Consider the following 24,041-nt stretch of genomic DNA (forward strand, 5'->3'; position numbering starts at 1 on the left):
CGGGGTGTCTAGCGCCGCGTACCACCACGACACTTCGCGCAAGCTTCTGCGCGCTGCGGGGGCTGGTGACACAGCGACCCGCTACCGATTGCTGCGATGGGCTATCGGCGTTGCCCTACCGTTGCCACCCATTTACCCGTGGGCGGTCAGCCGCAACTTGCTGAGTTGGCCGGGTCCGTTCAAAGTCAGGCAACAGCGCCTGCCGATACCCCGCACGCGGGGCATGAACAGAAGCTGCTATGGGCGTCCCGTCTGATGAACTAATTTGATCGATTGCGATACGATTCGCCCGAGAATCGATATCTAGGAGGAGAGAAATGGTTGAGTCTGGGGTGACGCGACTTCTCGCGAGAGGTACGAACGGGCTGATTTATGTCGCCCTGGTGATCGCCGCGATGATTGTCGGCGCGTTAATCGGAAACAAATGGACTAGTACGGAGGCGGCGGCCTGGTTCCAGGCGCTTGGAGCAATCGTCGCAATCCTTGGAGGTTTTGCGGGTGCCCTGTTTCAAGGAACGCAGCAAACTCGGTTGCTTCAAGACGAGAAACGGCGTGAAGACCTGGAAGCCTCAAGATTGGTGGTCGCGTTGGCCGAGGATGCACTGTACGCAATCAAAGATGCGTCCAGGTCGATTGCTGCACATAAAGGCGGCGGCGAAGCGTTTTCGGCCGAAACTGACAGACTGGATCGGGCAGAAGCTGCAATGCTTGCGGTGCTGCCGACTCGGGTGCCCGCCAAAATGGTCTATGACGTAGTCATATTCCAAAGACTTCTTACATACTCTTTGCGAGCCATACGCCAGCGTGAGGGCTCCATTCAAAACTTCAAAAAAAGGACATTGGACTCTGCCGATGCAAGAGTCTCCGAGGCGCAAGAGCGGTTGGCAAGTCTCAGGAATGTCCTCAACGAACTTGATGTTCCTGGAAATGGTCGTGGTCTCGTGAGAGGAGCCAATTCGACCTATACGAAGGCCCGTTGATACTCCAAGCGGTGAGACGATATACAAACGCCGACAGGTGTTGGGGGATCTAGGATGACGTTTGAAGTGTTCAATCAGTACGTGGTTACCATCGGCGCTGTAATCGGGGCGCTTACAGGGGTTTTAAACCTCATTTTGCTTACCCGCAGAAAGAAGGATAGGTTCTTGGTGAGATGTGGTTCTGTCATGCCCGATCATGGGCCGGAAACCATGGTGCATTTCATTAACAAGAGTGATCACTCCATCACGGTCTCGGACTACGGATTTATCACCGCTCAAGGGAAACTGCATTCGATCCCAGCCGATGATGATGTGAGCACCGGGGAAGAGAGTATTCTAGGCAGTGGCGATCTGACGCTCCATAAGTACAACGAAATCACGCAGCGCGGCATTCAGTTTCCTGAGCGCACACTTGGCGCATACGCCAAGCTCGCAGGGGGGGCGAGACCTCAACTGGCATTTCACGCCGACACCTCCTTGTGCGACCGGGTCAAAGTTAGATCACGCCTTCTGGTCAGTCCCAATTACTTTCTCTGGTAGTCGGCGCACGAGGATTGTTGCTTCGGTAAGCGCCGCACGCGGCGCTGGCCGAAACCCGCTTTTCAGCGGAATCGGAAAGAGGCCGGGGTTATCGTCGCCACGCCCGGCTGGGCGTTGCCTGGCCGTGGTGGGCCAGGCACACAGGGGCTGGGGGCGCGCTGGCGCCTGGTCGTCCTGTTTCGCCCTTCCCCGATGGGGGCGGGCGGCCTCGGTTGTTAAAGAGCGGTACTGTCGGTGTTCTAGCGACTATCGGTCGCCGCATGAATGTAATGTGCCACAAGAAAAACTAGCATGCAAGAAAAACCAGTATTTATCGTTGTAGTAGCTCGGTTCGGACAAAAAGTGCCCGCTTGAAGCGCACCGGTGATATCAGCCGTGACTGTTCAGGATTGTCAGAGGCGACGCTGGAACTTCAGCGCAGTCAAGGAACCACTACCTCACGAGCGTGTAGCGGCTCATCATCTGGATGGATCATCCAGTGCGAGGAGGAAGAGGCATAGGAGGGTGCCGGACAACAAAAAGCCACCCGTAGGTGGCTATTCGAATGCGTTTAACAAGCGCAGTCAATGCATTGTTTCAAGCGCGCGTGCTCCTTCCATTGCCGTGCGAGCTGAGATCATTTGCGCCCCGGCGAGAGAGGCACATTTTTGGAGATGGTCGAAGGCGGCATGTGCCAGATCGTGCGTTTCGTCGTTGGCCGGGTGTTGCAGCGCGCTGGAGTTGACCATAAGGATCGGACGAGCATTACCCTCTAGCTCGCCGCGAACCGCCTGGAGCTCGAAAAGCTTGCTCTCTGCCTCTCGCCTTAGGTGTGTCTCTTGCCGCGCCAGATGGGGGAGGCTCGTTACCTGAACGACCCATGATTTAAATGAATAATCGAGCGTGACAACCACTCCACTTTCCTGGGTGTGGAGCGTACGTCGAAAACGCTCGCGACGCGTTTGGTCATTTACTGAAAACTCCCTCCGCACACGCTGAATAAAACTGGCTGTGGCTTGGGTCTGCCGTCGGATCGACAATGAAGTGGGCTGATAGAGTGCGTCCGCGGCACTCAGTGACGAAATAGACCTCACGGCCCCATCGAGCATCTGCTCAATAGTTCTGCCGCGGGCTATGCGCACATCTCCCAGCGCAAAGCCGGTAAACGGGATCTGAAGTCGCTCAATTGGCGTTCCCATCTCCAGTAGATGGGCCAGAAAATCCGCAGTTTCATTCATGATTCCGTAAACGTGCTTTGCAGATTTTCCAAACATTGCCTTAAGTCGGTCCAATGAAAGTACGACTCTGGCAGTAGGTGGGGCCTTGGACTCGACAGAGATGGGCTGAACAACAATGATCGACACGAATCGTTCGCTTATCGACGGCATAGGCTCCCAGTACACGGGTGCGTAGCGCGCCTTGATGACGGGTGGCGTGTTATGCATCCTGATCGCTCCATAAGAGGGGCGGCATTTCCCTTGTGTTGATGCGCTGCTCAACAAGCAGCTCGATGGCAGGCAAGCGAAACCCGATGGATCGCAGGACGTCGGCGGTCAACGTCAGCACGCCTTGCACTCGAGTGTCATCATAGATCCATTGCTCAACTTGCGATACCAGCAGATCGAACGCCTTGGAGCCTCTCGACATCACCTTCGATCGTTGGCCGATGCGCGTCATGTCGCATCGTCGCCTCTCCATTTCCGACGCAATTTGGTTGCGGGTGGCTCTATGTGTTGCGATCGTTTGGCGGTTGTCGATTTCCGCCAAGCGCGCGAAAAGCTCCGCGAGCGGGGCCAATGCCTTGTCATGATCATATAGCCACCATTGTTCGCCATCGAACGTCATGTTTTCATGATGACGGTCGGGATTGGCAACAAGCTCGTCCCACGCGGCACCAGCGGGCGCGACGTCATTTGAACAAAGTTTGTTCCATATCCGCTCGATTATCCGTGGATCGGCTGTACCAGTCGGGCGAATCGGATATTCGAAAACCAGCCTGCTACCAAAGTAGATTAGGTTGCCGTCCGATGCCTTCATTGATCGCTGGCGGAGATCTTCTGGTAATTGGATTACGAGATCTGGGTCACATAAAACTAGGCACGGTGCAGGGATCGGTAATTTCAGATAGATGCCTGCAAGCGCACACGCGAGTTCGGTAGCAAGGGATATCGGTGTGCAAAGCCCCTTTATGATCATGGCTGAGCCAGGCTCGCTGGTCCCGTGCGGGCATGCAAGGGCCCGCCATACCATGTTCAGATGCTCGCCTGCAACAGCAGTAGGCTCTGACATCAATTCAAAAATCGGCGGCTTGCAATTAATTTGCGTGGAATTGGCCATAGCGTTCTATTGGTTTATGGGAACCACCTCACCCACCGCCTCGCCTCATCATCCTGCGGCCTGGTGCCGGCCTAGACAAAAGGCGGTTACAGCCTAAATCCGACCCAGAAGACTCTGCCGATGATTTCGATCTCAGGGTCTTCGAAATCCAGGTGTAGATCGGGGTTGCCCAGGACATTCTCCGACCTGGCAATAAATCCGCCGTTGCCTTTGTGCAGGCGCTTCACTCTAACCTCGTCGTGCTGGCGAAAGGCATAGATTTTGCCATTGACGATGGAGGTCGCCGCGCGGTTCACCAGGACGGTGGCTCCATCTGGAATCAAAGGTTCCATGCTGGAGCCCGTTATCGACACAGATACGGTCTGTTCTGGTGTGGCTCCAGCAGTGCGCAGAAAGTCCGCGCGAAATGAAAGGCGGCTCTTCTCATCTTCCGACAAAACGATCTCGCCATGACCGGCGGATAAGCGAACGTCTAGGCGACGGACGGCGACGAACTCGTCGGTGTCTGGATCTGAGACGGGACCCACCGCCAAATATTCCGGAGTCGTATGCAGAGCCTTGGCGACAGCTTCCAGCCTGGCACGCTTGGGAGCAGTCTTGCCGTTCTCCCACTGTTGAACCGTCTGCCAGGAAACGGGCACGCGCTCGGCCAGCTGTTCCATGGACAGCCCAAGCTTCTCTCTCAGGTCTTTGATTCGTTTGTGGATCGTTGGCATGCGCGCGAGGTTACCCACAAGAAAGGCTTGTGTCATTGCAGGAATTTCTTGCAATGCTAGTTTTTCTTGTATAGAGTGGTTGGATGGATATGAACTCTCACATAGCTCAAGCCATCGCCAATGCCGGCGGACCGGTGGCAACGGCAAGGAAGACCGGCGCGAACAACTACCAGACCGTCCAACAGTGGGAAAAATCCGGAAATGTGCCCGCCGAATACGCGACCGCTCTTGAGACGGCTTCCGGTATTCCGAAGCGTCTCTTGTGCAAGCACTGGGCCAAGGTTTGGCCTGAGCTTGTCGAAAAGGTGAGGGCAGCATGACATTAAGACGCAGCGATCTGCGCTTTGGCTTTCGCCTCCATCAGGAGCCCTCCCATGCATAGGTCGGTGCAGACGCTTGAGCTGCTTCCCACCTCCTTGGTTTTTCACAACGGCCAGTGCGTCATGGAGGTATCGACCGGCGTTGACGGATTCTGGGTCGAACTTGGCCCAGAAGCGGGATTCGCGCTGTTCATGAGGTCATCCCCAGCAGGGTTCCGACTGCAGGAAGTGCAGTTGGTCCCGACTCCAGGCCTTTATCAACGAGCTTCAGTACGAGGTGTTTTGTGGTCTCGGCGGGCAGCGATCGAAGCTGATCGAGCCATCTCTTCTTTTCTGGCTGCGGGAGGTCCGATTGCAGGATCGTAGATTCAATCATCGCCTTGATGGTGTCGTCATGGAGCCGCACAGTCACTACACCGAGGATCGCGCCGAGGCCTCCATCGTCGGCAAGGAAATCCATCCCTTGCGCGGTGATGCAGGCAGCAACGACCTGAGCAGGCCCGGACATGGGGCGCACGATGGTTGCGTTGATCAAGCCGTGTTCATGCAGGTACGCAAGGTTCACGGCGCAGTCAGGGAACTCGTTTTCCCAGGAATCTACATTTACCTCGTTCGGATACTCCGCGGCCAGGCGTTGAAGGCAAATCAGCTGAGTCTCGCGATTGAGGGTCGCCATGGCAATTCCTTTTCAGAGGGTGTGTGGATTGAGGGCGTAAGTCATAGCAGTCGGGAGCTGCTCACTCCGCTTCGGGAGCCCTCCTATGCGTAGCCACGACGCTAGCAGACGCGCTCAATCATTTGTCGAAGGCCCATCCCATATTGCAGCCGGCGCAGTGCCAGTACGAATTCCGGCCTCCGGTGCGGAACCGGCGTTGCAGGACAACCTTGTTCTTACCTGGGCCGTCAAAGCACTTCTGACAGATGTAGTGATCAGGCTCCGGGGAGCTTGGGTCGCTGGCCCCGCAAAGTGTTGGGGAGGGATTTATCCGATAAGTCAGCTGGCCGTTACTGATCTCGACAAGCGAGTAGCGGCCGCGCTCTGCGAGGGCTTCTCTAACTTCTCGGAGTTCTTGTGTGGCATGGAAGTTCTCATGTTGCAGCGCGTTGATGGCAGCGCTGAGTTCGAAAAGACGCTGTTGGGCATCGAGCAGCTTTTCGTTCATGGCCCGGACTATGTCCATCGCTTTGGCCTCGTCTCTGACGGACATAGCCCCCTTGCCGAGGTCGATGGCGCCATTGATGGCAGCGACTGCGCTAGTGATGAGAGAAAAGTCCAAGAAGGTTCCCCCAGGGTAGGAAACGGTGGCGTAGGAACCACTGATTCTACGTTGCGTGGAACCGAGAAGATCCCGAACACAGAGCACTCGCCGTTGCCGGTGCCTCCGCCCGATTCTCGCGCGAGGCCCGGTGAGTAGCGTGCCGGTGCAGATATCGCTGACACCTGAACCAACAGGTCCCAAAAGAGCGTGGGGCGACGTCCAGCCAGTGGCGATTGATGGGCGGGGCGAGATTCTTGTTTCCATGCTGCGAAGCGTAAGGCCGCTGCGCAGCAATTAATACGTTCAGGAATTCATGAGATGAACATCACTACTGCGGCCGATCTGACGGTGCATGAATACAAGGGTGGGAGTGAGTCCCTGGGGCCGCTGGTTGGCATCTCAGCGGCCGTCCTGCGCAACAAGGTCAACCCCAACAACACCACGCACCACCTGACCCTTACCGAGGCGGATCGCATCGTCCGCATGACGGGCGATCCTCGGATCTTGGCCGCATTCGCGCACAGCAACGGGTATCTGCTGGTGAAGGCCCCAGAATCCTGCGGTGAAAGCGACATCTCCGTGCTGGAACAGGTCGCCGGCCTGATGGTCGCCCATGGCAAGTTTGGCCATGAGGTGTACGACGCCCTGGCCGACGGCGGCGTGGACCAGCAGGAGGTTGCACGCGTCACCGCGGCTGGACGCGTGGTCATGGAGGCTGTGGCGAGTGTTGCGAACCGTCTGAGCGGGATGGCCGAAGAATGATGCAGCGCGGAACATCGGGTGTACCCGTGCGGGCGCGTGTCCCGTCCGCGGAGCGTAAGGGGGCGGCGCTGTCGCGCACGGCTGCAATGATGTGCAGCAGCGCGAAGTTCCAGCGGTGGGTTGTTTCCCGCATCGGTGCCGCCCCTGTGGGCGTGTCCCCGAGCCAGCATGCAGCGCAGTACGTGCGCGACATGTGCGGGGTCATCAGTCGCGCGGAGTTGGACCACAACGCTACGGCAGCAGGGCTGTTTCATACGGCCATCCGCAAGCCGTTCGTGGCATGGAGCGGCATCTATGGCTGACTGCCTGCACATGTTCAGGGGCTACTGCGTGCCGCTGGCGACGGTGGAAGCTGTCCGCCAGGCCATTATCGAAACGCCGCGCCGTGTGGATGTGGGGGCGCTGCGAGCCATCGTTGAGCCCGCGTTGTTGCCGGTAGATCCCTGGTTCAGCACATCACGCGCCATGGCCGCCAGCTGCGCAGTCAATGCCTTCCTGTTCGATGCCGTTCGAGATGGGCTGGTCAAGCAACGCGTGAATGCGTGGCATCTGCCGGCATGGTGGCGTGTTCGAAAGCAAGCGGGGGCTGCATGACGCTGCAACGCAAGACGCCGCTTCGCCAGAAGACGCCGATGAAGCGTGGCGCGCCGCTGAAGGCCAAGGCCCCGATGATGCGCGCAAAGGCGCTGCCGCCGCCCCGCGCTTCCATGAAGGCGCGCAAGAAGGGCAAGAAGCCGCCCAAGACCGTCTATCGCAACCCGGCGCTGCTGGACCTTGCCAAGGGCGAGGAATGCTTGCTGCGCGTGCCCAAGTACTGCCAGGGCGGTACAGACACGACAGTGGCATGCCATTCCAACCAGATACGCGACGGGAAAGGAAAGGGGATCAAGGCCCATGACTGGGCGATCGCCTTTGGCTGCGGCGGATGCCATTACTTCCTCGATCAATCAACCGCGCCGTGGGAAATGAAGCTGAGCTACTTCGTTCCTGCGCTGCGTCTTACGCGCTTGCGCATCATCGCCTTGGGCAAATGGCCCGAGGACGCCGAGCGCGGGTACCAACGTTTGTATGGAGAGTCGCCATGAGCGTGAAAGTCATGGGGATGGTGTTCGAGCGGTATCCGAACGGCGGTGGGGAGATGATTCTCGCGCTGGCGCTCGCGGACCATTCGAGCGATCAAGGTACGGGCATCTATCCGTCCATCGCATCCCTGGCCGAGAAGACCCGCCAGTCGGTGCGCGCCGTTCAGTACCAACTGCGCGGCATGGAAAAGGCCGGCTGGTTGATCCTGGTGAATGCTGGCAACGGCGGCCGCAATCAGCGCCGTGAGTACCGGATTTCTGAGGCTTGGATAAAGGGTGCAGATTTTGCATCCCTCAAACCGACGGACCCGGAGCAGGAAAACGGTGCAGATTTTGCACCACCTGAACCGGCGGAAAAGGGTGCAAACCACGACACAAAGGGTGCAACTGACGACGCAAAGGGTGCAAACGGCGACATGAAAGGGTGCAACGGGTTGCACCCGCATATAACCGTCATAGAACCGTCAGAACCATCAAGAACCGTCACAGGCGCGCGCAAGCGCTCGCCGGGGTTCGATCCGATGTGCGTGGAATTGCCGGATTGGCTGGATGCGGAACTGTGGGGGCGCTGGGTGCGTCACCGCGTGCAGATTCGGAAGCCATTGACCGAAGAGGCTGCCAAGCAGCAGGTGAAAGACCTGGCCGGGTTCCGGCACCAGGGCCACACGCCGGAAGCGGTCATTGCCCATGCCATCGGCAAAAGCTGGCAAGGGCTGTTCGCCCCAGGTGGGCAACCATCCGGCCGGGGCGGCAAGTTCAACCCCACGGAATACGTGAATCGCAATCGAGCCTCAGGAGGCAACGACTATGACGACGGTCGCACGATCAACGTCTGAGGGAAACGGCTGGCTCGTGCCCCGTGAAAAGCTGGATGGCATCACGCCGATTGACCATCTGTGGAACCGGCTGTCGGGCACGTACGGGGGGCGCTGGCTGAAGGACTTCCCGGACATGCAGAGTATCGAGAACTGGAAAGAGGCCTGGGCCGAAGCGCTGGACGAGGACCGCGTGACGCCTCAGGAAGTGGCCGAGGGGCTGCGGACCTGCCGCCGCATGTTCCCCGACTGGCCGCCCGCCGTAGGCGAGTTCATCCGCGCGTGCCGGCCAGGCCTGATCCCGGAGAACGCATTCCATGACGCTGTTGCGGGGATGACGGCGCGCCGCCGCGGCGAGGTGGGGCAATGGAGCCATCCCGCCGTGTACTGGGCTGCGGTGCGCGTCGGCTCCCATGACCTGCTGAACTGCGGCTACTCGGTGATGCAGTCACGTTGGGAGCGGGCACTGTCGGATGAACTGGGCCGGGGCGAATGGGCAGCCATCCCCGTGCCCGCTGTCGCATTGCCTCCGCCTGGGGCGACTCATGCGACGCCGGCAGAGGCCGCCAAGGCGCTGGAGGCAACGGGAGTGGGTGCGATCCTGAACCAGTCGGGCCGTGATCCGTTGCGCGGGTGGAAGCGGGTGATCGCTGAAACCGAAAACCCCAATGGCAAGCGCTACTCGCCAGGGATTGTCGCCATGGCGCGCAATGCGCTGCGCATGGGCACGGACCAGGGGGCGCAGGCATGAAGCGATGGCCCAACACTGCTGCTACTCGCACGCATTGCACGACCAGTCGCGTGGCGGTTCTCGCTAGACCCAGCGAAGACACCATTCAAGCCCAGGTTATACGTTGGGCCAACCTTCAGGCCGGTGTGTACCCGGAGCTATCGCGCCTCTTCCATGTTCCCAACGGCGGTCAGCGGCACGCGGCTGTAGCGGCAAAGCTGAAGGGGCAGGGCGTGAAGCCCGGGGTGCCAGATCTTTGTTTGCCGGTGCCGCGCTTCGGATGCCCGGGGCTGTGGATCGAAATGAAGACCAGCGACGGCCGGGTCAGCACAAGCCAGAAAGACTGGATTGCATACCTCAAGGGCGCGGGATATCGCGTCGAGGTGTGCCGCAGCTTTGATCAAGCGCGATCCGTCCTGCTGGAATACCTGAATCCGAAAGTGACTTATTCCCCGGGGGTGATTTGATGACCCCGGGACGAAATGCGGCCTTGCTGGCAGGACAGACGGCGTTGGCTCAGAAGATCTATGCGGTCTTGCCGGCCGAGCGCACCACCGCCTTTACCGCGTTGCGGATTGCTCAGGCCATGAAGGACACCACGGGCGCATCCCCGGATATCCACACCATGCGCGGATGCTTGAGGAGGCTGAGGGAGGCGGGGTTGATCAAAGAGGTTGTGCCGGGGTCGTTCCGGCGCATTGAGGTGAAGGAAAAATTGACGATGACGAATCAGGGGCAGCAGATGATGAGCAACACCTTCCACGGCAAGGAACCCGTTGATGTACTCGGGGGCACAAAGCAAGCGGCGCCCATGGACGTGCTGGCGATCATCGCCGAAAAGGTTCGGACGGTTATGGCTGGGCTGGGGACGTTGGCCGAAGAGATCGACCAGGCCGCAATCATGATCGAGGAGCGCGCGGCAGCGGATGCGAAAGAGTTGGCCAAGGTCAAGCAGATTGCCACGCTCCTTAAGGAGCTGGGCTAAGGCTCGGGGGCGCAATGGCTGACCGATTCGACGCTAACGCCGTTTTGTGGAACTGGGCGCGCTGGTGCTGGTCCGGTGCATCAGTTGGAAACATGGTGTGGTACGAGCCGGCGACTGAGGATTACCACCCGATCGAGGTGGACCATGCGATGGCGGTTGAGCGTCTGCATCAGGCGCTACCTCTCCTTGAACGCATGATCATCATCGCCGAGTATCCGCAGCGTCATGAACGGTTCGCAGGGCTGGAGGCGCACCAGCGGCGCGCGGCAGCCCTGCGCTGGATTGCCCAGGTGACGGGCAAGGCAATTTCGGCCACCGAATACAGGCTGTATCTGGGGCTTTTCAAAGACAAGGTGAAACGTGAAGTTTGCTAAGGAAATCATCGGGTTGATGGCCCCGTATCCCGGTCGAGAATTCAAGATGGCGGATCTCGTGAGAGCCGCGACGGGGGCGCGGGAACTGACAATCAAGGAGCGCACGGCGGCGCGGCAAGGCGTACTGCGCGCGGTCACCGCACTTATCGATCACGGGCAAGTGTTGCGCCGGCCCAGCCGCCCCGGTGTTCGCAACGCTGCTGTGTATCGGTGGAAAAGTGCGACATGAAGTAGTTGATTAGTGCGACAGGAACCGCGACAATTTCTCCGTCCACAGGTGCGCCCGCATGTAATGCACCCGAAAACCCGCCAGGCGAAAGCAGGCGGGTTTTTTCATGTGTCCTTTTGGCAATCCTCGCTGGGCGTTAACTCGCTAGTGCTTCAACGCTTAACCCTCATGGACACGTCCACATGCGTGCCCCGATCTAGATCTGCTCCGGGTGTTTTTTCCCACTGAGGGAGAGAAAGCAGTTCCTTGCCAACTTCGCCAGCTTGGAAGCGGCGAGCTACATCATCGAGCAATTGGGTGCGATTCGCGAAGTTTCTGCCGCTCAATCCACCGATGAAAAGTCGATAGGTGAGGTTGGGTACTTGGCCCTTCATGACCCCCAGATCGAGTACTTGACCTTGCTCGTTTCGAATTAGCAAATGGCCTGGGCGGGCGTAGATGCGGTAGATACGCCATGGCGACGAAATGACGGGATGTGAAGGTTTTGTTCTTATGCTCGATTCTCTCCCCGCATTTTGGGGTGATGCAGGAGGGAAAAGCTTAACAAAGGTGTGCGCGAGTCTAGCAATGGACCTTCTGATAGCGTTCACGTTATCGCCGATGATCGTGCGGACGTGAACGCCGTCCTCTGCCTTTCAAGTTGCAAGGATGGATCGTGCTGGCATTGGACTTGTTGCATGTTTGTACTCCCACATGGCGATACGGCGAGGTGACGCACGTTCAAACTCCATGTGTTCAGCATACGCGACCTGCGACTGGCCCATCGCAATAAAGGGAAGTCGTTACACAAGACTTAGCGAGCGTGTTGCACTCTGCCCGACACCCTGCGGCCAAGGTCTAAATTGCGGTTTGATGCTAATTAGAAACGTAGGTTGACTTTCGAAAGTTATGCGCCCATAGTGGGTTAGCGGCTTTTCGAGCATCGCGATTTCCGTCCGGTTTTGTACCCTTCAGGGTGCCTCATTGTTCGCAGTCCTTTCCTTGATTAGCTCCCTTTTCGGGCTTCGCCCGCTATGCAAGGAGTTGAAAAATGGAAACCGGAATAGTTAAGTGGTTCAACGACGCCAAGGGCTTTGGGTTCATCATGCCAGAGGATGGCGGCAAGGACCTATTTGCTCATTTCTCTGAAATCGTCAGTGGCGATGGCCACAAAGTATTGGTCGAGAATCAACGCGTGAGCTACGTCACCGCGCAAGGGGCTAAAGGCCCGCATGCAACGCAAATTCGTGCATTGTGAACAACGGTCCTGGACTGATGAATAGACAGGGAGGACTAATGTTCCCCAACAACGTGGTCTATAAAGGTTATCGACTAACGGCTAGTGTCTCTCGCATATCGGTTGGAGGCAGTCAGCGGCCCGCTTTTGTCGCAACTGTGGCATTGGGTGCCGTTTCGGACCAGCATGAGTTGAACGAGCCACAGGAGGTGCCACTCTTTGCCTCTGGAGGGTTTGTTTCAAGCCCTGTAATCGCGGTGGATGCGGCAATAAATCATGGGCGTCATTTGGTCGACGCTCATGTTCGACCTTTCTGATAGACGTCCGCTAGATTTCCTGCGCATGAAGCTGATGGGCTTTTTCAGATGTGTAGGAAGGTGGCACGATGCTGGCTCAGAAAATGACAAAGTACGAGCGGGCAAGTCGGCTGCGTGAGATGGCAGACGCCATAGAGCGAAACATGTTCATCGCAGTGGGCGACGCTTGAGATGAGTGCGGTATCTGCTGGGGCGTCTGCTTCGGATGAATGCCCCGCGGCCGATCAGCGAACGCAATGCCCGACAGTCGATGAGAGACTGTCGAGCAGACTCTCACGATCAGGCTGACATGTGAAAGCTGAGAGCGGGCCTATGCCTTACGCCATGCTCGACTCGAAACCGCCTTGCGAAAGGCGGTTTTCACATTTCTGCGGACTTCCCCATGGTAGGCAGCGGTATTTCAAGCAACGCAGTAAAAGGGCGATTCACTCCGCTTTCCCTTCAACTACTGCCGGCGACGATTAAGCGAGACGATATTGCCTGGACGGCCGTGCCGTCGGGCAACCGATAGCGGTTTGCGCCGAGCCATGAAACCACACGTCCGTCGGCGAGGCTGCTGTAGAAGTATGCATATTCGCCGTCATCTCCCGCCAGAACCTTGCAGCGTCGTTGGATGACGTATTTAGTACCGTCCAATGCCACAGCGATAACTTCAATTGTTCGTTTTGTGTAGTGTGGTTGCATAGTCCTCTCCGTTGAGGCATACCTTCCTGCAACCATTGATTCACTGTGCCGTTGGTTGGTCAATACAACTTCAGCTCACATCCAGCAGCCATGCGCGCTATGGTCGAAGTTTGTTTCAATTCTGTGGGCTTGGCAGAGTGCTCAGGCAGGGACCTTCCAAGCCTCTTACGTGGGTTCGTTCCCCGTAGCCCGCTACACTTCAGGGTACCCCCACACCAAAAAGCCCCGATATATAGACTCCGGTCAGAGCTCTTGCGTTTCAGCAGGCATGCGCATGGTGTGCCGTCGGCCTTACACGCCACACAGCGAGGATTCACGCGGTCTGTGACTAGGAGACACGTTCTATTCCGGGGGGGGACCATGTCCCTTCCCCTACTGGCAGGATCGAAGGTGGCGTCGTCTTTGGCCAGTAGAGCCGCATTACCAAGTAAATTGGCCCGTTCGGAGCGGGCAGCCAGTTAGCTTCTTTGTCTGCGCCCGGGGACTTGTTTTGTATGTAGAGCGTTCGGGACCCGTCTGCATTCGTGGCCATGGTGGGTAACATGGGTGAATTAATTAGATAGCGGTGGATCGGATTTTCGATAAGAAGTTGGGACTTTCCGTCATACATCGTGAGCGACCAGAACGAATTCACAGGTGGCAACTGCCCCGCCGGGAAGGTTAGCGTGTAACTATGCTTGCTGCCGTCTAACGTTTGCCCATCTTTGTCAACGCGTGTGAAAGGATAGGTAGCCTCTGCCGGATCATTGCCATAAATGCCGGCCTGAGCAGCGACGGCTCGCTTTAACCAGTCGCCATCGTAGTGAGCGCTATCGCCTGGAAGACCACTAACCCGCCAGCCGTTTATCGTCTTACCAACGTTGGCGACCGCCTCGTCGACCTTTCGCTGGCCCTCTTTCATGCCGAGACCAAGTTCCAGCTTTTGCTCCAGAGGAAGATCCTTAAAGTTCAAGGCCTTGCCAGGGCCAATGCCAATGCGTGCGAGCTGAGAGCGGATTCCCATCTCGTTGGATTCCGGCGGTGCGAACTGCAACGCAAAGTCGAGAAACTCGAAGAAGTTCGTCTTCACAAGTTCCTTGTCGATCTTGGGGAAGTCGATGGATGGTGCGGCTGGCGGCGGAGTTTGTTTCAGGTAGGCCGAGAGCATCTGCACTTTGTAGCCGGCCTGTACCTTCTTAACGTTATCGAGATCATCCGGCCCGAAAAGCTGAGTGCGATAGCCCGCAAGGGAGAATTGTGTGCTCGAACGGAACACCCGCTTGATGCCCGGTGGGGTATCGCCCTTCCAGGCAGGGCCGACCACCATGTAGTCGCCAGCCTCGCTTCCTGTGGCACGCGTGCCGATGTAGCCATAGTTGTAAGTATTGCCGTCGCAGAGCATGACCGAGTAATAGCGCTCGGGTTCGACCTCCGGAACGGAGAGCACCACGGGCTCCGCTCGCAGATCCATCCAAACAAAGGAATATGGGGTGTCACTGTTTGGTGTGACGATTGCCGTATCTTTATAGGTGAAGACGTTCGGTTCGTTCTTGATGTGATTGAACGGGGCCTTGAACTGCCCCGAATTGCGATCTACGGCGTACTCGTACATCACCGCATAGTTCATCACGATAGGCAAGCCGTAGATGAACCCTGCCTCAGCAATGTCCTTGGCGCTGAAGAATCCAGGTCGATCAGCGCTTGTCTGTGCGCTAGCCGGGCCGGACACTATTGTTGCGCCAGCGAGTGCTACGAGTGCACCCGAGCCTAGGAACTCGCGTCTTGTGGTCATTGAACGCCTCATCTAGTTGGAACAAGCTATGGGATGCTTCAATAGAACATAGGCAGTACAGGATCGGTCATAGAGATAACACTCTTATCGGAAAGTGAACAAGCAGATATTTGGGTGAGCGTGGGCCATCCGAGCCACTTAGACGCTGTGTTGATGGGCTCAACGAGGCCCGTTGCCAGATCGAAGACGGATGACTAAGGTTCTAGGGAAACCCCGGGGGCCCCTGCGGAAATCAGTCCGGTAAGGGTAATTCGAACCCCGAACGCTCGCTAGTCACGGGCGCGCTAAGGGGGGGTAATAATAATTTCGCCCACCTATCCATCGCGCGGATTCGGCGGTGAGGGGCACAAATCTGAGACCGTCATGAAGCTGCGCCACCACTCTACGATTCGTGAGGGCGTGGATTTCTACGGCCAGGTTCAGAGGCAGCTGCCATATGCGACAGCCTTGGCCTTGAATCGGGTCGGGCAACACGTCCTCGATGCGCTGGCGCAGGTCACCGCAGAGGTCTTTGATCGCCCGACCCCGTACACGATGCGGGCGTTGCGACTTGTCCGGGCCACCAAAGACAATCTGGTGGCCACGGTCGATTACCGCGACGCCGCCGGCAAGGGAATTTCCGCCGACAAGTATCTGCCGCCCCAGGTTCTAGGCGGTGGGCGCAGGCTGAAGCGGTCCGAGCGCGCACTTGCCAGAGTAGGGCTTCCGACGGGGGCGTTTACGGTGCCGGCCGCAGCGGCGGAAATGGATGCCTACGGCAACATGTCGCGCGGCCAAGTCGTGCGCCTGTTGTCGTATCTGCAGGCGTTCGGCGAGCAAGGCTACAGGGCGAACTCCACGCCGCGCAGCCGCGCACGCACTGCAAAGGTGGGGCGGTCGCCTGAAGGCTACAGGCGCATCAACGGCGTGCAGTACTTCGTTTCCCGCGGCAAGGGGTCCATGTCCGGAAATCGTGAGCAGCATCTGCCTGCTGGTGTATGGCGGAAGACCGGAACGCACGGAGCGGACGTAAAGCCGGTCCTGCTTGCGCTGGCCCAGCCGACCTATACGCAGCGATTCCCCTTCTACGAAACGGCAGAGGCGGTCTATAGCGAACGCTACGACGCCGAATTTTCCACCGCCTTAGATCTGGCCCTGTCCACCGCAAGATGATCGACCTTGACAAGAAGACGACCCAGGCCCGGTTCGGGCAACTGGTCGGGATCACGCAGCCTGCCGTCAGCGGCTTGCTCATGCGTGGCGTCATGGTCGCGGGCGATACGCTGGGAAACTGGCTGCTGTCCTACTGTGGGCACATTCGAGACATAGCGGCAGGGCGCCAGGCCGGCGAGGAAACAAGAACGCTCGATCCTGCGGAGGAAAAGGCGCGACTATATGCGGCACAGGCCGACAGAATCGAGATGGAGAACTCGGTTGCCCGCGGCGAGCTTGCGCCCGTCAGCGTGCTGGAGGAGGTCTTGACTCGGGCGGGCACGAAGGTAAGCGCGGCTATGGATGCTATTCCCACGGCACTGAAGCGCCGGCTGCCGAATCTGACTGATGCGGATCTGACGATTGTGCGCCGCGAGCTTGCAAGGGCTCGCAACGCAATTGCATCCCTGTCGCTGGAGGATCTGGAGGCTGACGAAGAGAACGAGGGTGAGTAATGCTCATAGAGTCCAATCGCGCCGCGGTCGCGCGCGCGCTGCGACGTGGGCTTGCAACCTTCGCCACTCCCGAGCCAATGACGTTGCGGGAGTGGGCCGAGCGCAACTTTTATCTTTCGGCCGAATCGTCGTATGTCGAACAGCGTTGGGAGGCTTGGCCGTTTCAGCGTGCCATCCTTGCCTGCGTTGGTAGCGACGATGTGCACGAGGTTGACGTAATCAAGTCGGCCCGCGTCGGTTACACGAAGATCCTGCTGGCGGCCATTGGGTACTTCGCGGAGCATAAGCGGCGCAATCAGGCGCTTTGGCAGCCCACGGACAGCGCCCGTGACGAGTTCGTCAAGACCGAACTGGAACCGATGCTGCGCGACGTGACGGCGATGCATCCGATCTTTCCGACTCGCCTGGCGCGTCACAAGGACAACACGCTCCTGGTTAAGAAATTCCGTGGCAGCGTGCTGCACCTTCGCGGCGGTCGTTCGGGCGACAACTACCGACGGCTGTCTATCGGTGTCGCATTCTTGGACGAGTTCAGTTCGTTCGATTCGAACATTGACGGTGAGGGCGACCCCGGCCAGCTGGCGGCCAAGCGTCTGGAGGGCGCCACGTTCCCGAAGATGGTGGTTGGGTCCACGCCCAAGCTGAAAGAGACCTGCCTGATGGATAAGCGCGCAGCCGGCGCCGATGCGCGATATGACTATCACATCACGTGCCCTCACTGCGACGGGCATCATGCGCTGACTTGGGGAGGTAAGGACGAACCGCACGGGTTCAAGTGGATCGACGGCGATCCAGAATCGGTGAAGCACTTATGCCCGCACTGTGGTTGCCTTATCACCCAGAGCGAGTACCTGGAGGCATCGGAATCTGGATTCTGGTGCGGTTCGGACGGCACCACCATCGACCGCGACGGCGTTTTCCGTAGCGCGGCTGGCGAGGTAATACCGGCTCATCGGCGCGTCGCTTTCCACGTGTGGACTGCGTACAGCCCAATGGTTAGCTGGGCCAAGCTGGTCCGTGAGTTCCTGGAGGCCTACGCCAAGGCAAAGCTGGGCGATGACGAGCCGCTGAAGACCTTCTGGAACACCACCCTGGGCCAGGCCTGGGAGGGCGAGGTCGAGAAGATCGAGGCGGACGAGCTGAAGCGGCGCGCCGAGATCGAGGCCTATCGCCTTCCAGGCTTGGCCGAGAACCTCGTTCCTATGGGCTGTTCGTTGTTGCTCGCAGGTTGCGACACCCAGGGCAATCGGGTGGAGGTTGGCGTCTGGGGATTCGGTCGCGGCGGAGAAATGTGGACCGTCGATCACCAGATATTCCACGGGAACCCGGCGGAGGACGAGGTCTGGTCCAACGTGGCGGCTTACCTGTTCGAGCGGCGCTTCCAGCATGAAGGCGGCCAGCAGATGAGTATCTACGCCACGGCCATTGACAGCGGCGGCCACCATTCGAATGCGGTCTACGATTTCGCGCGCCGCAACAAGGCGCGCCGGGTCTTTGCCGTCCGCGGTCGCCCCTTCGGTGAGAAGGCCATCAAGGATGGCGCCGGCCAGGTGGATATCGACTGGCGAGGGAAGCGGATCAAGAAGGGCGTGATCCTGTGGCACGTCGGCACGAACCTGGCCAAGGATCTGCTGCACAGTCGCCTGGCTATCGAGACGCCGGGCCCGGGCTATGTCCACCTTTCGGAGGACTTGTCGGACGAATGGTTCCGGCAGTTCTCAGGCGAAGCGCGGGTGTCGCGCAAGACGGCGACCGGAGTTCGTACGCTGTGGACGGCGCTGCGCAAGCGCGTCGAAGCACTGGACTGCGCGGTGTATGCGCTATGGGTGGCGGAGCATCTTGGCCTTTCTCGCAAGTCGGACGCTTGGTGGGATGCCATGGCGGAAAAGCTTGATGCGTTGCCGCCACCGCGGGACGAGGAGGCTGAGGCGCCGCCGCCGTCAACCACGCGGCCGGCCGCCCCGGCGAAGGCCGCGCCAGTGGCGCCAGCGGCGCGTGCCGGGCCGGCCGTCAAGCCGGCGCGCCGGCGAGTGGCGGCTTCCAGCTACCTCCGGGGGCGCAGGTAGGCCGCAGAACAGAAACCAATAAGGCAAGGTCATGGCATACACCCAGGCGGACCTGGAACGGCTGGATCGCGCGATAGCGAACAGCCAATTGGAGGTCCAGTACGACGGCAAGCGCGTGCGTTTCCGCAGCACGGACGAATTGATGCGCGCCCGCGCCCATGTGGAGCGGGAACTCAGCAAAGGAAAGGGGCGCTCGCGGCAGTTCAGGCTGCGCAACGCCGGCAAGGGGATCCGATGAGCTATCTGAAACATCGTGGTTCCAGTCTGCTTGTGCCTCGTCGCCTTAGCGCGCAGATGAGCAGCAGCTACGAAAGCGGAAGCGCCACGGGCAGCAGGGCCCGAAATTGGAATCCCTCGGGGTCGGGGCCGAACGCCGCGGCGACGCAGAACCTGGGTCTGCAGCGTCGCCGCGCGCGCGACGCCGTGCGCAATGATCCATGGGCATTGACTGCGACCACACGCTGGGTATCCAACGTGGTCGGCACGGGGATCCAGCCGTACCCCAAGCACCCGGACCCCAACGTCCGACGGGCGCTGAAGGAACTGTGGGCCGACTGGGTGCAGGAGGCCGATGCCGACGGCAGGCTGGACTTCTACGGAATGCAGGCCCTGGCTGTGCGCAGCATCTTCCAGGATGGTGAGACCTTGTTCCGTTTGCGCGCTCGGCGACCTCAGGACGGATTGTCCGTACCTCTGCAATTGCAGCAGATGGAGGGGGACCAGCTGCCGGTCGAGCGGTCGCTTACCCTGCCGAACGGCGGCGAGATCGTGAATGGCGTGGAGTTCGATGCTATCGGGCGGCGCACTGCCTATCACATGTGGCGTCATCATCCTGGCGAATTCGGCCGAAACGCGGCTGGGCAGGATACGGTCAGGGTGCCAGCCGAGCAGGTCATCCACGCCTATCCAATGTTGCGGCCCGGGCAGGTACGGGGGGTGACTGCTCTGGCTACCGTCCTGCTCCGCTTGAAGTCCATCGACAACTTGGACGACGCTGTCATGTACCGGCAGGAGGTGGCAAACCTCTTCGCGGGCTTCATCACCAAACCGGATCCCGATGCCGATCCGAATAACCCTCTTACGGGCGAGGCGGACGGTTATGAGTTCGATGACGACGGCACGCCGCTCGTCTCCATGGAGCCGGGCACGATGCAGGAGCTGGCACCAGGTGAAGAGGTGACATTCTCCAGTCCGCCAGATGCCGGCAACAACTACGAGGGATTTATGCGGCAGCAGTTGATGGGGGCGTTTGCCTCTGTCGGCGTGCCTTATGAAATCGCAACAGGCGACCTGCGCGGTATCAGCGATCGAACGCTGCGGGTGGTGGTCAACGAGTTTCACCGGCTCATCGAGCAATACCAATGGCACTGCGTGATCCATCAGCTCTGCCGCCCCGTCTGGAATGCCTGGATCGACGCCCTGGCGCTTTCCGGCACCTTCCCCATGCCGGATTTCCACCGCCGCCGCCGTGAATGGTTGCGCGTGCTGTGGGTGCCCCAGGGATGGCCGTACTTCAACCCCGTGCAGGACGCGCAGGCCGACAAGGAGTCGGTGCGAAGCGGCTTTTCCAGCCGGTCGTCAATCATCCTCAGGAAGGGCGACGATCCAGACCACATTGCGGCGGAGATTCGCGCCGACAACGAAACGGCCGACGCCGAGGGCTTTGTGTTCGATAGCGATCCTCGGCATACGACCAGCGCCGGTAAGGCGACGGGATCAGAAGGGGGCGGCAGCCCCGACCCTCTCAATCAATGAATGGAGCCAATATGGCAAAGAAGGCTTGGTATTCGATCAGCGTCAATGCGCAGGCGGATAAGCCCGTGGTCGAGATTCGCATTTATGGCGAAATTGGGTTCTGGGGAACTACGGCTGAAGCGTTCGTCGCAGAACTGGACGCAGCAGCGGCAGGTGGTGCCGACATCTTGGTGTCGCTGAACAGCCCAGGGGGCGACGTTTTCGACGCGTTTGCAATCTACAACGCGCTTCATCGGTACGCCGGTCGGGTAACCACGCGAGTGGACGGCGTCGCCGCCTCCGCGGCCTCATTGATCGCGATGGCCGGCAAGCCAACGATCATGCCCGAGAATACGCAGATGATGATCCACAACGCTTGGATCATCACTGGTGGTACGGCCGAGGATCTGCGCACCACTGCAGAAATGATGGATCGGATCCGAGACGGCGTGGTGGCAGCCTACTCCCGTAAGAGTGGACTGGACAGTGACAAGATCATCGAAATGATGGACGCGACCACGTGGATGTCTGCGCTCGAGGCGCAGGCGTTGGGATTTTGCGACCTGATCGAGGAGCCCGTGCGTCTGCAGATGTCGGATAGTGCGGCTGCCGTGCTGCAAAAGCACAAGAATCTGCCTGACGACGTGAAAGCTATGCTCAAGTCCCTGGAAGAGAGCGACCCCGAGCCCGCGCCGAATCCGAAGCCCGGGCCCGAGCCCGAGCCCGAGCCCGAGCCGTCCCCGGCTGCTCCGGCGGATGCGCCGACGGCATCTGCGCTGGCCGCCCGTGTCTATGCGTCCTGCCGGCAAGAGGGGATTGCGGATCTGGCGGAAGGTGTGCTGCTCAGCGGTGCGCTGGATAGTCTTGAACTGGCGGATCAACGGATCACGCAAGCCAAAGAGATCGCCGGCATCTGCTTGGCAGCAAAGCTGCCTGAGAAGGCTGCCGCTTTCGTGTCTGCGGGCCTCACGGTAGACCAGGCGCGTGCGCGCCTGTTCGAGCATGTCGTGGCCGATGCGGGCGACTCTATCAATAACCGACCTCCCACCAATTCATCGGCCCAGAAGCAGAGCGGGCCGAATCCCCAGGCGATCTACGCCAAACGAAAAGCCCTCTCTGCCCACTAGGAGTCAGCACCATGCCTTTCATCCATCAACAGGCCAGAACGGCCGATTTCATCCTCTCCGAAGCCAACGGCCAGCGTTCGCGCGAAAACGCAATCTTGGCTGCCACCCTCGTCGCCCTGGCTGCAGGGCAATTGCTCACGCTGGGCGACGACGGCAAATATGCCGCCTACGCCGGCCCGGGGGCGGACCCCGGCGCGCCGATCACCGCCGACGCCGTGCTGTACGGCAATGCCCCGGTGTCCGACGATGATCAGCAGATCGTCGTCATCGCGCGTGACGCGGAACTGGCGGGCGTGCTGCTTGTCGGCTTGGATGCGCCGGCGCGCGTTGCCCTGCAGTCGGCTGGCATCATCGTCCGCTGATCCCACCAACACAACTCCATCTATCCAACATTCGCGGTCGCCTCCGGGCGGCCGTTTCTATTTCTGGAGCCTGACATGGCCGATATCAATATCTTCCAAGACGAGAAATTCACGGTTTCCGCCTTGACCGCCGCCATCAACGAGCTGGAGAGCATCCCGGGCCGCATCGGCAAGCTCGGCCTTTACTCGGAAGAGGGCGTTTCCTCCACCGTGGTGCAAATCGAATACGACGGCCAGACACTGGGTTTGGTGTCCGCCAAGCCCCGTGGTGGTGTCGGTCAATCGGTCGTCCTGACCGGCCGCAAGCTGATTCCGTTCAACACCGTGCACTTGCCGCAACGTTCCACGATGCTGGCCGACGAAATCCAGGGCATCCGCGCGTTCGGGAGCCAATCGGAGCTGGAATCGGCCGAGGCGCGGGTTGCCAAGTACCAGAGGAAGCATCGCCAGCAACTCGATCTAACGCACGAATATCAGCGCGTGGGCGGCATCAAGGGGCAGATCCTGGATGCCGACGGCACTTCGGTGTTGCTCGACGTTTACCATTCCTTCGGCATCGTCCAGCAGGAATTCCCGATGGAACTCACGAGCGCAACCACCCTCGTTCGCCAGAAATCGGACGACGTCGTGGATCTGGTCGAGGATGCCCTGGGCGCCACCCCAGCCAGCGGCGTTCGCGCGCTGTGCGGCAAGGACTTCTGGAAGACGCTGATCAACCACAAGAGCGTACGCGAGACGTACCTGAATACCGCGCAAGCAGCCGAACTGCGGGGCAAACCGGCCGACTCCTTCGAGATCGGCGGCATTACCTACGAACGCTACCGCGGCAAGCTGGGGGGCGCTCCCTTCATCGGCGACGAGGAGGCTTACGCCTTTCCCGATGGCGTGTCCGATTTCTTCATCACGCGCTTCGCGCCGGCCGACTATATGGAAACGGTCAACACCGATGGCCTGCCGTATTACACGCGGGTCGAGCCGTTGCCGTTCGGGAAGGGACTTGAGATCGAAAGCCAGTCCAATCCGCTGCATCTGCCGACGCGGCCCAAGGCCATCATCAAACTGAAGATGGGCACCTGAAGCCATGGAATGGGATAACTCCGTGTTCGACGAAGCCTTCGATGCGGTGGGTCTGCGCGAGCCGGCGTTGCTGCTGGATACGGAGCCTCCCGTCCCATTCAAGGTTCGGTTCGACCGCCCGCAGGTCATCGACGAAGGGGACCTGGTGCACTCGACCGACTACGAGATCGAGTACACCACCGCCGACGTCCCCGACCTTGCGTACCAAAGTCAGGTGGAAATCGGGGGCGTCCGGTACCGAGTCCGCCAGGAGCCGACCGCGGTAGGCGACGGCTTCTGGTCGCGCGCGATGCTGGAGCAGCTTCCATGACCACGCTGGCAATGCAATACGTGGTGGACCTCCGTGCCGCCCTCAAGGCGGCGCCCGGATTCCCCGCCGAAGTCGAGGCATCGCCTGTACGGGCAATCGCCAGAGAGGATCCGATGGTGATCTCCGTGCAGTTGGGCGGGGAGTCGGTGGAGAGCATTCACCCGCCGCGCGCCACCCGCGTACGTGAAATCCATGTCCTCGTTCACACAGCAGGCGATGACCATCAGGCCTTCGCAGAGGCGGTGTTCGAGCAGGCCCACCCCGTCGTTATGGCATACGCCGGCCCCAACGTGGTCGAGGTTGCCGAGTTCGGGACCGATGAGCCCAAGTACGTCAATGGCGACCTGCGGCGGCAGATTGTGAACAAGCGCTACCGCATCACCTACCAAACCGATGAGCACTCCCTAAGCGCCTGAACTATCGGAGAAAGCATGAACAAAGAAAGGAAATCAGTCGCCGACGATCCGGTGAGTACCGATATCGCCCAGCCTGCGCAGGCGGTGACCGGGCCCCAGATCGATGAACACCATGGCCGCGGCGGGAGCTATCTCCGTGATTCGGCTACCGGCGAGCGAATTCTGATCGAGCGGACCGAACCCTGCTCAGGCTGCCAGGCCCGATAG

At 59.6% G+C, this 24,041-nt stretch carries 32 protein-coding genes; 24 read left to right on the forward strand and 8 right to left on the reverse strand.

What is annotated here, in order from left to right:
• Positions 1–317 precede the first annotated feature (317 nt).
• Together IAG39_RS08990 and IAG39_RS08995 are read left to right on the forward strand one after the other, a co-directional pair.
• Positions 318–980: a hypothetical protein gene (locus IAG39_RS08990; RefSeq protein ID WP_118934013.1), complete on the forward strand. Its 663-nt coding sequence runs from the start codon at positions 318–320 to the stop codon at positions 978–980.
• Between the two features lie 54 nt (positions 981–1,034).
• Complete coding sequence (locus IAG39_RS08995; protein ID WP_118934014.1) at positions 1,035–1,520, forward strand: hypothetical protein; 486 nt, start codon at positions 1,035–1,037, stop codon at positions 1,518–1,520.
• Between the two features lie 563 nt (positions 1,521–2,083).
• Here IAG39_RS08995 and IAG39_RS09000 read toward each other — a convergent pair.
• The 3 genes from IAG39_RS09000 to IAG39_RS09010 form a co-directional block, all read right to left on the reverse strand.
• Positions 2,084–2,944: a hypothetical protein gene (locus IAG39_RS09000; protein ID WP_124260394.1), complete on the reverse strand. Its 861-nt coding sequence runs from the start codon at positions 2,942–2,944 to the stop codon at positions 2,084–2,086.
• The gene (locus tag IAG39_RS09005; protein ID WP_124260395.1) at positions 2,937–3,836 is read right to left on the reverse strand and encodes a hypothetical protein; all 900 of its coding nucleotides are present in this window, start codon (positions 3,834–3,836) and stop codon (positions 2,937–2,939) included. The genes IAG39_RS09000 and IAG39_RS09005 overlap by 8 nt, the downstream gene beginning before the upstream one ends.
• A gap of 86 nt (positions 3,837–3,922) precedes the next feature.
• A complete protein-coding gene (locus IAG39_RS09010) occupies positions 3,923–4,588 on the reverse strand; it encodes an XRE family transcriptional regulator (RefSeq protein ID WP_118934017.1) in 666 nt (221 codons plus the stop codon).
• 47 nt (positions 4,589–4,635) lie between these two features.
• Between IAG39_RS09010 and IAG39_RS09015 the strand changes: the two genes are divergently transcribed.
• The gene (locus tag IAG39_RS09015; RefSeq protein WP_124260396.1) at positions 4,636–4,872 is read left to right on the forward strand and encodes a carph-isopro domain-containing protein; all 237 of its coding nucleotides are present in this window, start codon (positions 4,636–4,638) and stop codon (positions 4,870–4,872) included.
• Between the two features lie 190 nt (positions 4,873–5,062).
• Here IAG39_RS09015 and IAG39_RS09020 read toward each other — a convergent pair whose 3' ends face one another.
• Together IAG39_RS09020 and IAG39_RS09025 are read right to left on the reverse strand one after the other, a co-directional pair.
• Positions 5,063–5,548, reverse strand: a complete 486-nt coding sequence (locus IAG39_RS09020) for a hypothetical protein (RefSeq protein WP_118934018.1) — start codon at positions 5,546–5,548, stop codon at positions 5,063–5,065.
• Positions 5,549–5,666: 118 nt separating this feature from the next.
• Positions 5,667–6,149 (reverse strand): hypothetical protein, encoded by a 483-nt coding sequence (locus tag IAG39_RS09025; RefSeq protein ID WP_118934019.1) that lies wholly within the window; start codon positions 6,147–6,149, stop codon positions 5,667–5,669.
• Between the two features lie 300 nt (positions 6,150–6,449).
• Here IAG39_RS09025 and IAG39_RS09030 point away from each other — a divergent pair, with 300 nt between their 5' ends.
• The 8 genes from IAG39_RS09030 to IAG39_RS09065 all read left to right on the forward strand — a co-directional run bounded on the left by IAG39_RS09030 (position 6,450) and on the right by IAG39_RS09065 (position 10,879).
• Positions 6,450–6,893 carry a phage regulatory CII family protein gene (locus IAG39_RS09030; RefSeq protein ID WP_118934020.1) on the forward strand — a complete coding sequence of 148 codons (444 nt, stop codon included), beginning with the start codon at positions 6,450–6,452 and terminating at the stop codon, positions 6,891–6,893.
• Positions 6,894–7,187: 294 nt separating this feature from the next.
• On the forward strand, positions 7,188–7,487 hold the full coding sequence (locus IAG39_RS09035) for a hypothetical protein (protein WP_118934022.1): 300 nt from the start codon (positions 7,188–7,190) through the stop codon (positions 7,485–7,487).
• Positions 7,484–7,978 carry a nuclease domain-containing protein gene (locus IAG39_RS09040; RefSeq protein ID WP_118934023.1) on the forward strand — a complete coding sequence of 165 codons (495 nt, stop codon included), beginning with the start codon at positions 7,484–7,486 and terminating at the stop codon, positions 7,976–7,978. Before IAG39_RS09035 ends, IAG39_RS09040 begins: the two co-directional genes overlap by 4 nt.
• Positions 7,975–8,811 carry a helix-turn-helix domain-containing protein gene (locus IAG39_RS09045; RefSeq protein WP_118934024.1) on the forward strand — a complete coding sequence of 279 codons (837 nt, stop codon included), beginning with the start codon at positions 7,975–7,977 and terminating at the stop codon, positions 8,809–8,811. The genes IAG39_RS09040 and IAG39_RS09045 overlap by 4 nt, the downstream gene beginning before the upstream one ends.
• The gene (locus tag IAG39_RS09050; protein ID WP_124260397.1) at positions 8,783–9,541 is read left to right on the forward strand and encodes a replication protein P; all 759 of its coding nucleotides are present in this window, start codon (positions 8,783–8,785) and stop codon (positions 9,539–9,541) included. The genes IAG39_RS09045 and IAG39_RS09050 overlap by 29 nt, the downstream gene beginning before the upstream one ends.
• Positions 9,538–9,987: a VRR-NUC domain-containing protein gene (locus IAG39_RS09055; protein ID WP_118934026.1), complete on the forward strand. Its 450-nt coding sequence runs from the start codon at positions 9,538–9,540 to the stop codon at positions 9,985–9,987. The genes IAG39_RS09050 and IAG39_RS09055 overlap by 4 nt, the downstream gene beginning before the upstream one ends.
• A gap of 44 nt (positions 9,988–10,031) precedes the next feature.
• Positions 10,032–10,505 (forward strand): hypothetical protein, encoded by a 474-nt coding sequence (locus tag IAG39_RS09060; RefSeq protein ID WP_156337365.1) that lies wholly within the window; start codon positions 10,032–10,034, stop codon positions 10,503–10,505.
• 14 nt (positions 10,506–10,519) lie between these two features.
• Positions 10,520–10,879, forward strand: a complete 360-nt coding sequence (locus IAG39_RS09065) for a hypothetical protein (RefSeq protein ID WP_054453617.1) — start codon at positions 10,520–10,522, stop codon at positions 10,877–10,879.
• A gap of 381 nt (positions 10,880–11,260) precedes the next feature.
• On the opposite strand, the gene IAG39_RS31535 is transcribed toward IAG39_RS09065, so the two are convergent.
• A complete protein-coding gene (locus tag IAG39_RS31535; RefSeq protein ID WP_082400924.1) occupies positions 11,261–11,698 on the reverse strand; it encodes a hypothetical protein in 438 nt (145 codons plus the stop codon).
• Positions 11,699–12,138: 440 nt separating this feature from the next.
• On the opposite strand from IAG39_RS31535, the gene IAG39_RS09070 reads away from it, so the two are divergent.
• On the forward strand, positions 12,139–12,345 hold the full coding sequence (locus IAG39_RS09070; protein ID WP_054453614.1) for a cold-shock protein: 207 nt from the start codon (positions 12,139–12,141) through the stop codon (positions 12,343–12,345).
• 38 nt (positions 12,346–12,383) lie between these two features.
• Complete coding sequence (locus IAG39_RS31750; RefSeq protein ID WP_082400922.1) at positions 12,384–12,641, forward strand: hypothetical protein; 258 nt, start codon at positions 12,384–12,386, stop codon at positions 12,639–12,641.
• A gap of 441 nt (positions 12,642–13,082) precedes the next feature.
• On the opposite strand, the gene IAG39_RS09075 is transcribed toward IAG39_RS31750, so the two are convergent.
• Both IAG39_RS09075 and IAG39_RS09080 read right to left on the reverse strand, forming a co-directional pair.
• Positions 13,083–13,325 (reverse strand): hypothetical protein, encoded by a 243-nt coding sequence (locus IAG39_RS09075; RefSeq protein WP_124260398.1) that lies wholly within the window; start codon positions 13,323–13,325, stop codon positions 13,083–13,085.
• A 328-nt stretch (positions 13,326–13,653) separates the two neighbouring features.
• Positions 13,654–15,096, reverse strand: coding sequence for a DUF1254 domain-containing protein (locus IAG39_RS09080; protein WP_118934027.1), 1,443 nt, complete (start codon positions 15,094–15,096; stop codon positions 13,654–13,656).
• Positions 15,097–15,459: 363 nt separating this feature from the next.
• Between IAG39_RS09080 and IAG39_RS09085 the strand changes: the two genes are divergently transcribed.
• The 11 genes from IAG39_RS09085 (at position 15,460) to IAG39_RS09135 (ending at position 24,041) form a co-directional block, all read left to right on the forward strand.
• Positions 15,460–16,248 (forward strand): hypothetical protein, encoded by a 789-nt coding sequence (locus IAG39_RS09085; RefSeq protein WP_054453606.1) that lies wholly within the window; start codon positions 15,460–15,462, stop codon positions 16,246–16,248.
• Entirely contained in the window at positions 16,245–16,742 is a 498-nt protein-coding gene (locus IAG39_RS09090) for a terminase small subunit (RefSeq protein ID WP_054453595.1), read from the forward strand. The genes IAG39_RS09085 and IAG39_RS09090 overlap by 4 nt, the downstream gene beginning before the upstream one ends.
• Positions 16,742–18,808 (forward strand): phage terminase large subunit family protein, encoded by a 2,067-nt coding sequence (locus IAG39_RS09095; RefSeq protein ID WP_054453592.1) that lies wholly within the window; start codon positions 16,742–16,744, stop codon positions 18,806–18,808. Before IAG39_RS09090 ends, IAG39_RS09095 begins: the two co-directional genes overlap by 1 nt.
• 31 nt (positions 18,809–18,839) lie before the next feature.
• Entirely contained in the window at positions 18,840–19,046 is a 207-nt protein-coding gene (locus tag IAG39_RS09100; RefSeq protein WP_043544039.1) for a phage head-tail joining protein, read from the forward strand.
• Complete coding sequence (locus IAG39_RS09105) at positions 19,043–20,563, forward strand: phage portal protein (RefSeq protein WP_118934633.1); 1,521 nt, start codon at positions 19,043–19,045, stop codon at positions 20,561–20,563. The genes IAG39_RS09100 and IAG39_RS09105 overlap by 4 nt, the downstream gene beginning before the upstream one ends.
• Before the next feature lie 11 nt (positions 20,564–20,574).
• Entirely contained in the window at positions 20,575–21,669 is a 1,095-nt protein-coding gene (locus IAG39_RS09110; RefSeq protein ID WP_165867966.1) for a head maturation protease, ClpP-related, read from the forward strand.
• Between the two features lie 11 nt (positions 21,670–21,680).
• Positions 21,681–22,031, forward strand: coding sequence for a head decoration protein (locus IAG39_RS09115; RefSeq protein WP_054453587.1), 351 nt, complete (start codon positions 21,681–21,683; stop codon positions 22,029–22,031).
• A 75-nt stretch (positions 22,032–22,106) separates the two neighbouring features.
• Positions 22,107–23,108, forward strand: a complete 1,002-nt coding sequence (locus IAG39_RS09120) for a major capsid protein (RefSeq protein ID WP_054453580.1) — start codon at positions 22,107–22,109, stop codon at positions 23,106–23,108.
• A 22-nt stretch (positions 23,109–23,130) separates the two neighbouring features.
• Entirely contained in the window at positions 23,131–23,418 is a 288-nt protein-coding gene (locus IAG39_RS09125; protein ID WP_124260411.1) for a hypothetical protein, read from the forward strand.
• Positions 23,415–23,834: a hypothetical protein gene (locus IAG39_RS09130; protein WP_054453576.1), complete on the forward strand. Its 420-nt coding sequence runs from the start codon at positions 23,415–23,417 to the stop codon at positions 23,832–23,834. The genes IAG39_RS09125 and IAG39_RS09130 overlap by 4 nt, the downstream gene beginning before the upstream one ends.
• A 15-nt stretch (positions 23,835–23,849) precedes the next feature.
• Positions 23,850–24,041: a hypothetical protein gene (locus IAG39_RS09135; protein ID WP_124260410.1), complete on the forward strand. Its 192-nt coding sequence runs from the start codon at positions 23,850–23,852 to the stop codon at positions 24,039–24,041.

The organism is Achromobacter xylosoxidans, from assembly GCF_014490035.1.
Classification (GTDB): Bacteria; Pseudomonadota; Gammaproteobacteria; order Burkholderiales; family Burkholderiaceae_B; genus Achromobacter; species Achromobacter bronchisepticus_A.

Excerpts from the sequence above, each read along its gene's own strand:
- IAG39_RS08990 (WP_118934013.1), top strand. The coding sequence starts at position 318 with ATGGTTGAGTCTGGGGTGACGCGACTTCTCGCGAGAGGTACGAACGGG.
- IAG39_RS08995 (WP_118934014.1), top strand. The coding sequence starts at position 1,035 with ATGACGTTTGAAGTGTTCAATCAGTACGTGGTTACCATCGGCGCTGTA.
- IAG39_RS09000 (WP_124260394.1), bottom strand. The coding sequence starts at position 2,944 with ATGCATAACACGCCACCCGTCATCAAGGCGCGCTACGCACCCGTGTAC.
- IAG39_RS09005 (WP_124260395.1), bottom strand. The coding sequence starts at position 3,836 with ATGGCCAATTCCACGCAAATTAATTGCAAGCCGCCGATTTTTGAATTG.
- IAG39_RS09010 (WP_118934017.1), bottom strand. The coding sequence starts at position 4,588 with ATGACACAAGCCTTTCTTGTGGGTAACCTCGCGCGCATGCCAACGATC.
- IAG39_RS09015 (WP_124260396.1), top strand. The coding sequence starts at position 4,636 with ATGGATATGAACTCTCACATAGCTCAAGCCATCGCCAATGCCGGCGGA.
- IAG39_RS09020 (WP_118934018.1), bottom strand. The coding sequence starts at position 5,548 with ATGGCGACCCTCAATCGCGAGACTCAGCTGATTTGCCTTCAACGCCTG.
- IAG39_RS09030 (WP_118934020.1), top strand. The coding sequence starts at position 6,450 with ATGAACATCACTACTGCGGCCGATCTGACGGTGCATGAATACAAGGGT.
- IAG39_RS09035 (WP_118934022.1), top strand. The coding sequence starts at position 7,188 with ATGGCTGACTGCCTGCACATGTTCAGGGGCTACTGCGTGCCGCTGGCG.
- IAG39_RS09040 (WP_118934023.1), top strand. The coding sequence starts at position 7,484 with ATGACGCTGCAACGCAAGACGCCGCTTCGCCAGAAGACGCCGATGAAG.
- IAG39_RS09045 (WP_118934024.1), top strand. The coding sequence starts at position 7,975 with ATGAGCGTGAAAGTCATGGGGATGGTGTTCGAGCGGTATCCGAACGGC.
- IAG39_RS09050 (WP_124260397.1), top strand. The coding sequence starts at position 8,783 with ATGACGACGGTCGCACGATCAACGTCTGAGGGAAACGGCTGGCTCGTG.
- IAG39_RS09055 (WP_118934026.1), top strand. The coding sequence starts at position 9,538 with ATGAAGCGATGGCCCAACACTGCTGCTACTCGCACGCATTGCACGACC.
- IAG39_RS09065 (WP_054453617.1), top strand. The coding sequence starts at position 10,520 with ATGGCTGACCGATTCGACGCTAACGCCGTTTTGTGGAACTGGGCGCGC.
- IAG39_RS09070 (WP_054453614.1), top strand. The coding sequence starts at position 12,139 with ATGGAAACCGGAATAGTTAAGTGGTTCAACGACGCCAAGGGCTTTGGG.
- IAG39_RS31750 (WP_082400922.1), top strand. The coding sequence starts at position 12,384 with ATGTTCCCCAACAACGTGGTCTATAAAGGTTATCGACTAACGGCTAGT.
- IAG39_RS09075 (WP_124260398.1), bottom strand. The coding sequence starts at position 13,325 with ATGCAACCACACTACACAAAACGAACAATTGAAGTTATCGCTGTGGCA.
- IAG39_RS09080 (WP_118934027.1), bottom strand. The coding sequence starts at position 15,096 with ATGACCACAAGACGCGAGTTCCTAGGCTCGGGTGCACTCGTAGCACTC.
- IAG39_RS09085 (WP_054453606.1), top strand. The coding sequence starts at position 15,460 with ATGAAGCTGCGCCACCACTCTACGATTCGTGAGGGCGTGGATTTCTAC.
- IAG39_RS09090 (WP_054453595.1), top strand. The coding sequence starts at position 16,245 with ATGATCGACCTTGACAAGAAGACGACCCAGGCCCGGTTCGGGCAACTG.
- IAG39_RS09095 (WP_054453592.1), top strand. The coding sequence starts at position 16,742 with ATGCTCATAGAGTCCAATCGCGCCGCGGTCGCGCGCGCGCTGCGACGT.
- IAG39_RS09100 (WP_043544039.1), top strand. The coding sequence starts at position 18,840 with ATGGCATACACCCAGGCGGACCTGGAACGGCTGGATCGCGCGATAGCG.
- IAG39_RS09105 (WP_118934633.1), top strand. The coding sequence starts at position 19,043 with ATGAGCTATCTGAAACATCGTGGTTCCAGTCTGCTTGTGCCTCGTCGC.
- IAG39_RS09110 (WP_165867966.1), top strand. The coding sequence starts at position 20,575 with ATGGCAAAGAAGGCTTGGTATTCGATCAGCGTCAATGCGCAGGCGGAT.
- IAG39_RS09115 (WP_054453587.1), top strand. The coding sequence starts at position 21,681 with ATGCCTTTCATCCATCAACAGGCCAGAACGGCCGATTTCATCCTCTCC.
- IAG39_RS09120 (WP_054453580.1), top strand. The coding sequence starts at position 22,107 with ATGGCCGATATCAATATCTTCCAAGACGAGAAATTCACGGTTTCCGCC.
- IAG39_RS09130 (WP_054453576.1), top strand. The coding sequence starts at position 23,415 with ATGACCACGCTGGCAATGCAATACGTGGTGGACCTCCGTGCCGCCCTC.
- IAG39_RS09135 (WP_124260410.1), top strand. The coding sequence starts at position 23,850 with ATGAACAAAGAAAGGAAATCAGTCGCCGACGATCCGGTGAGTACCGAT.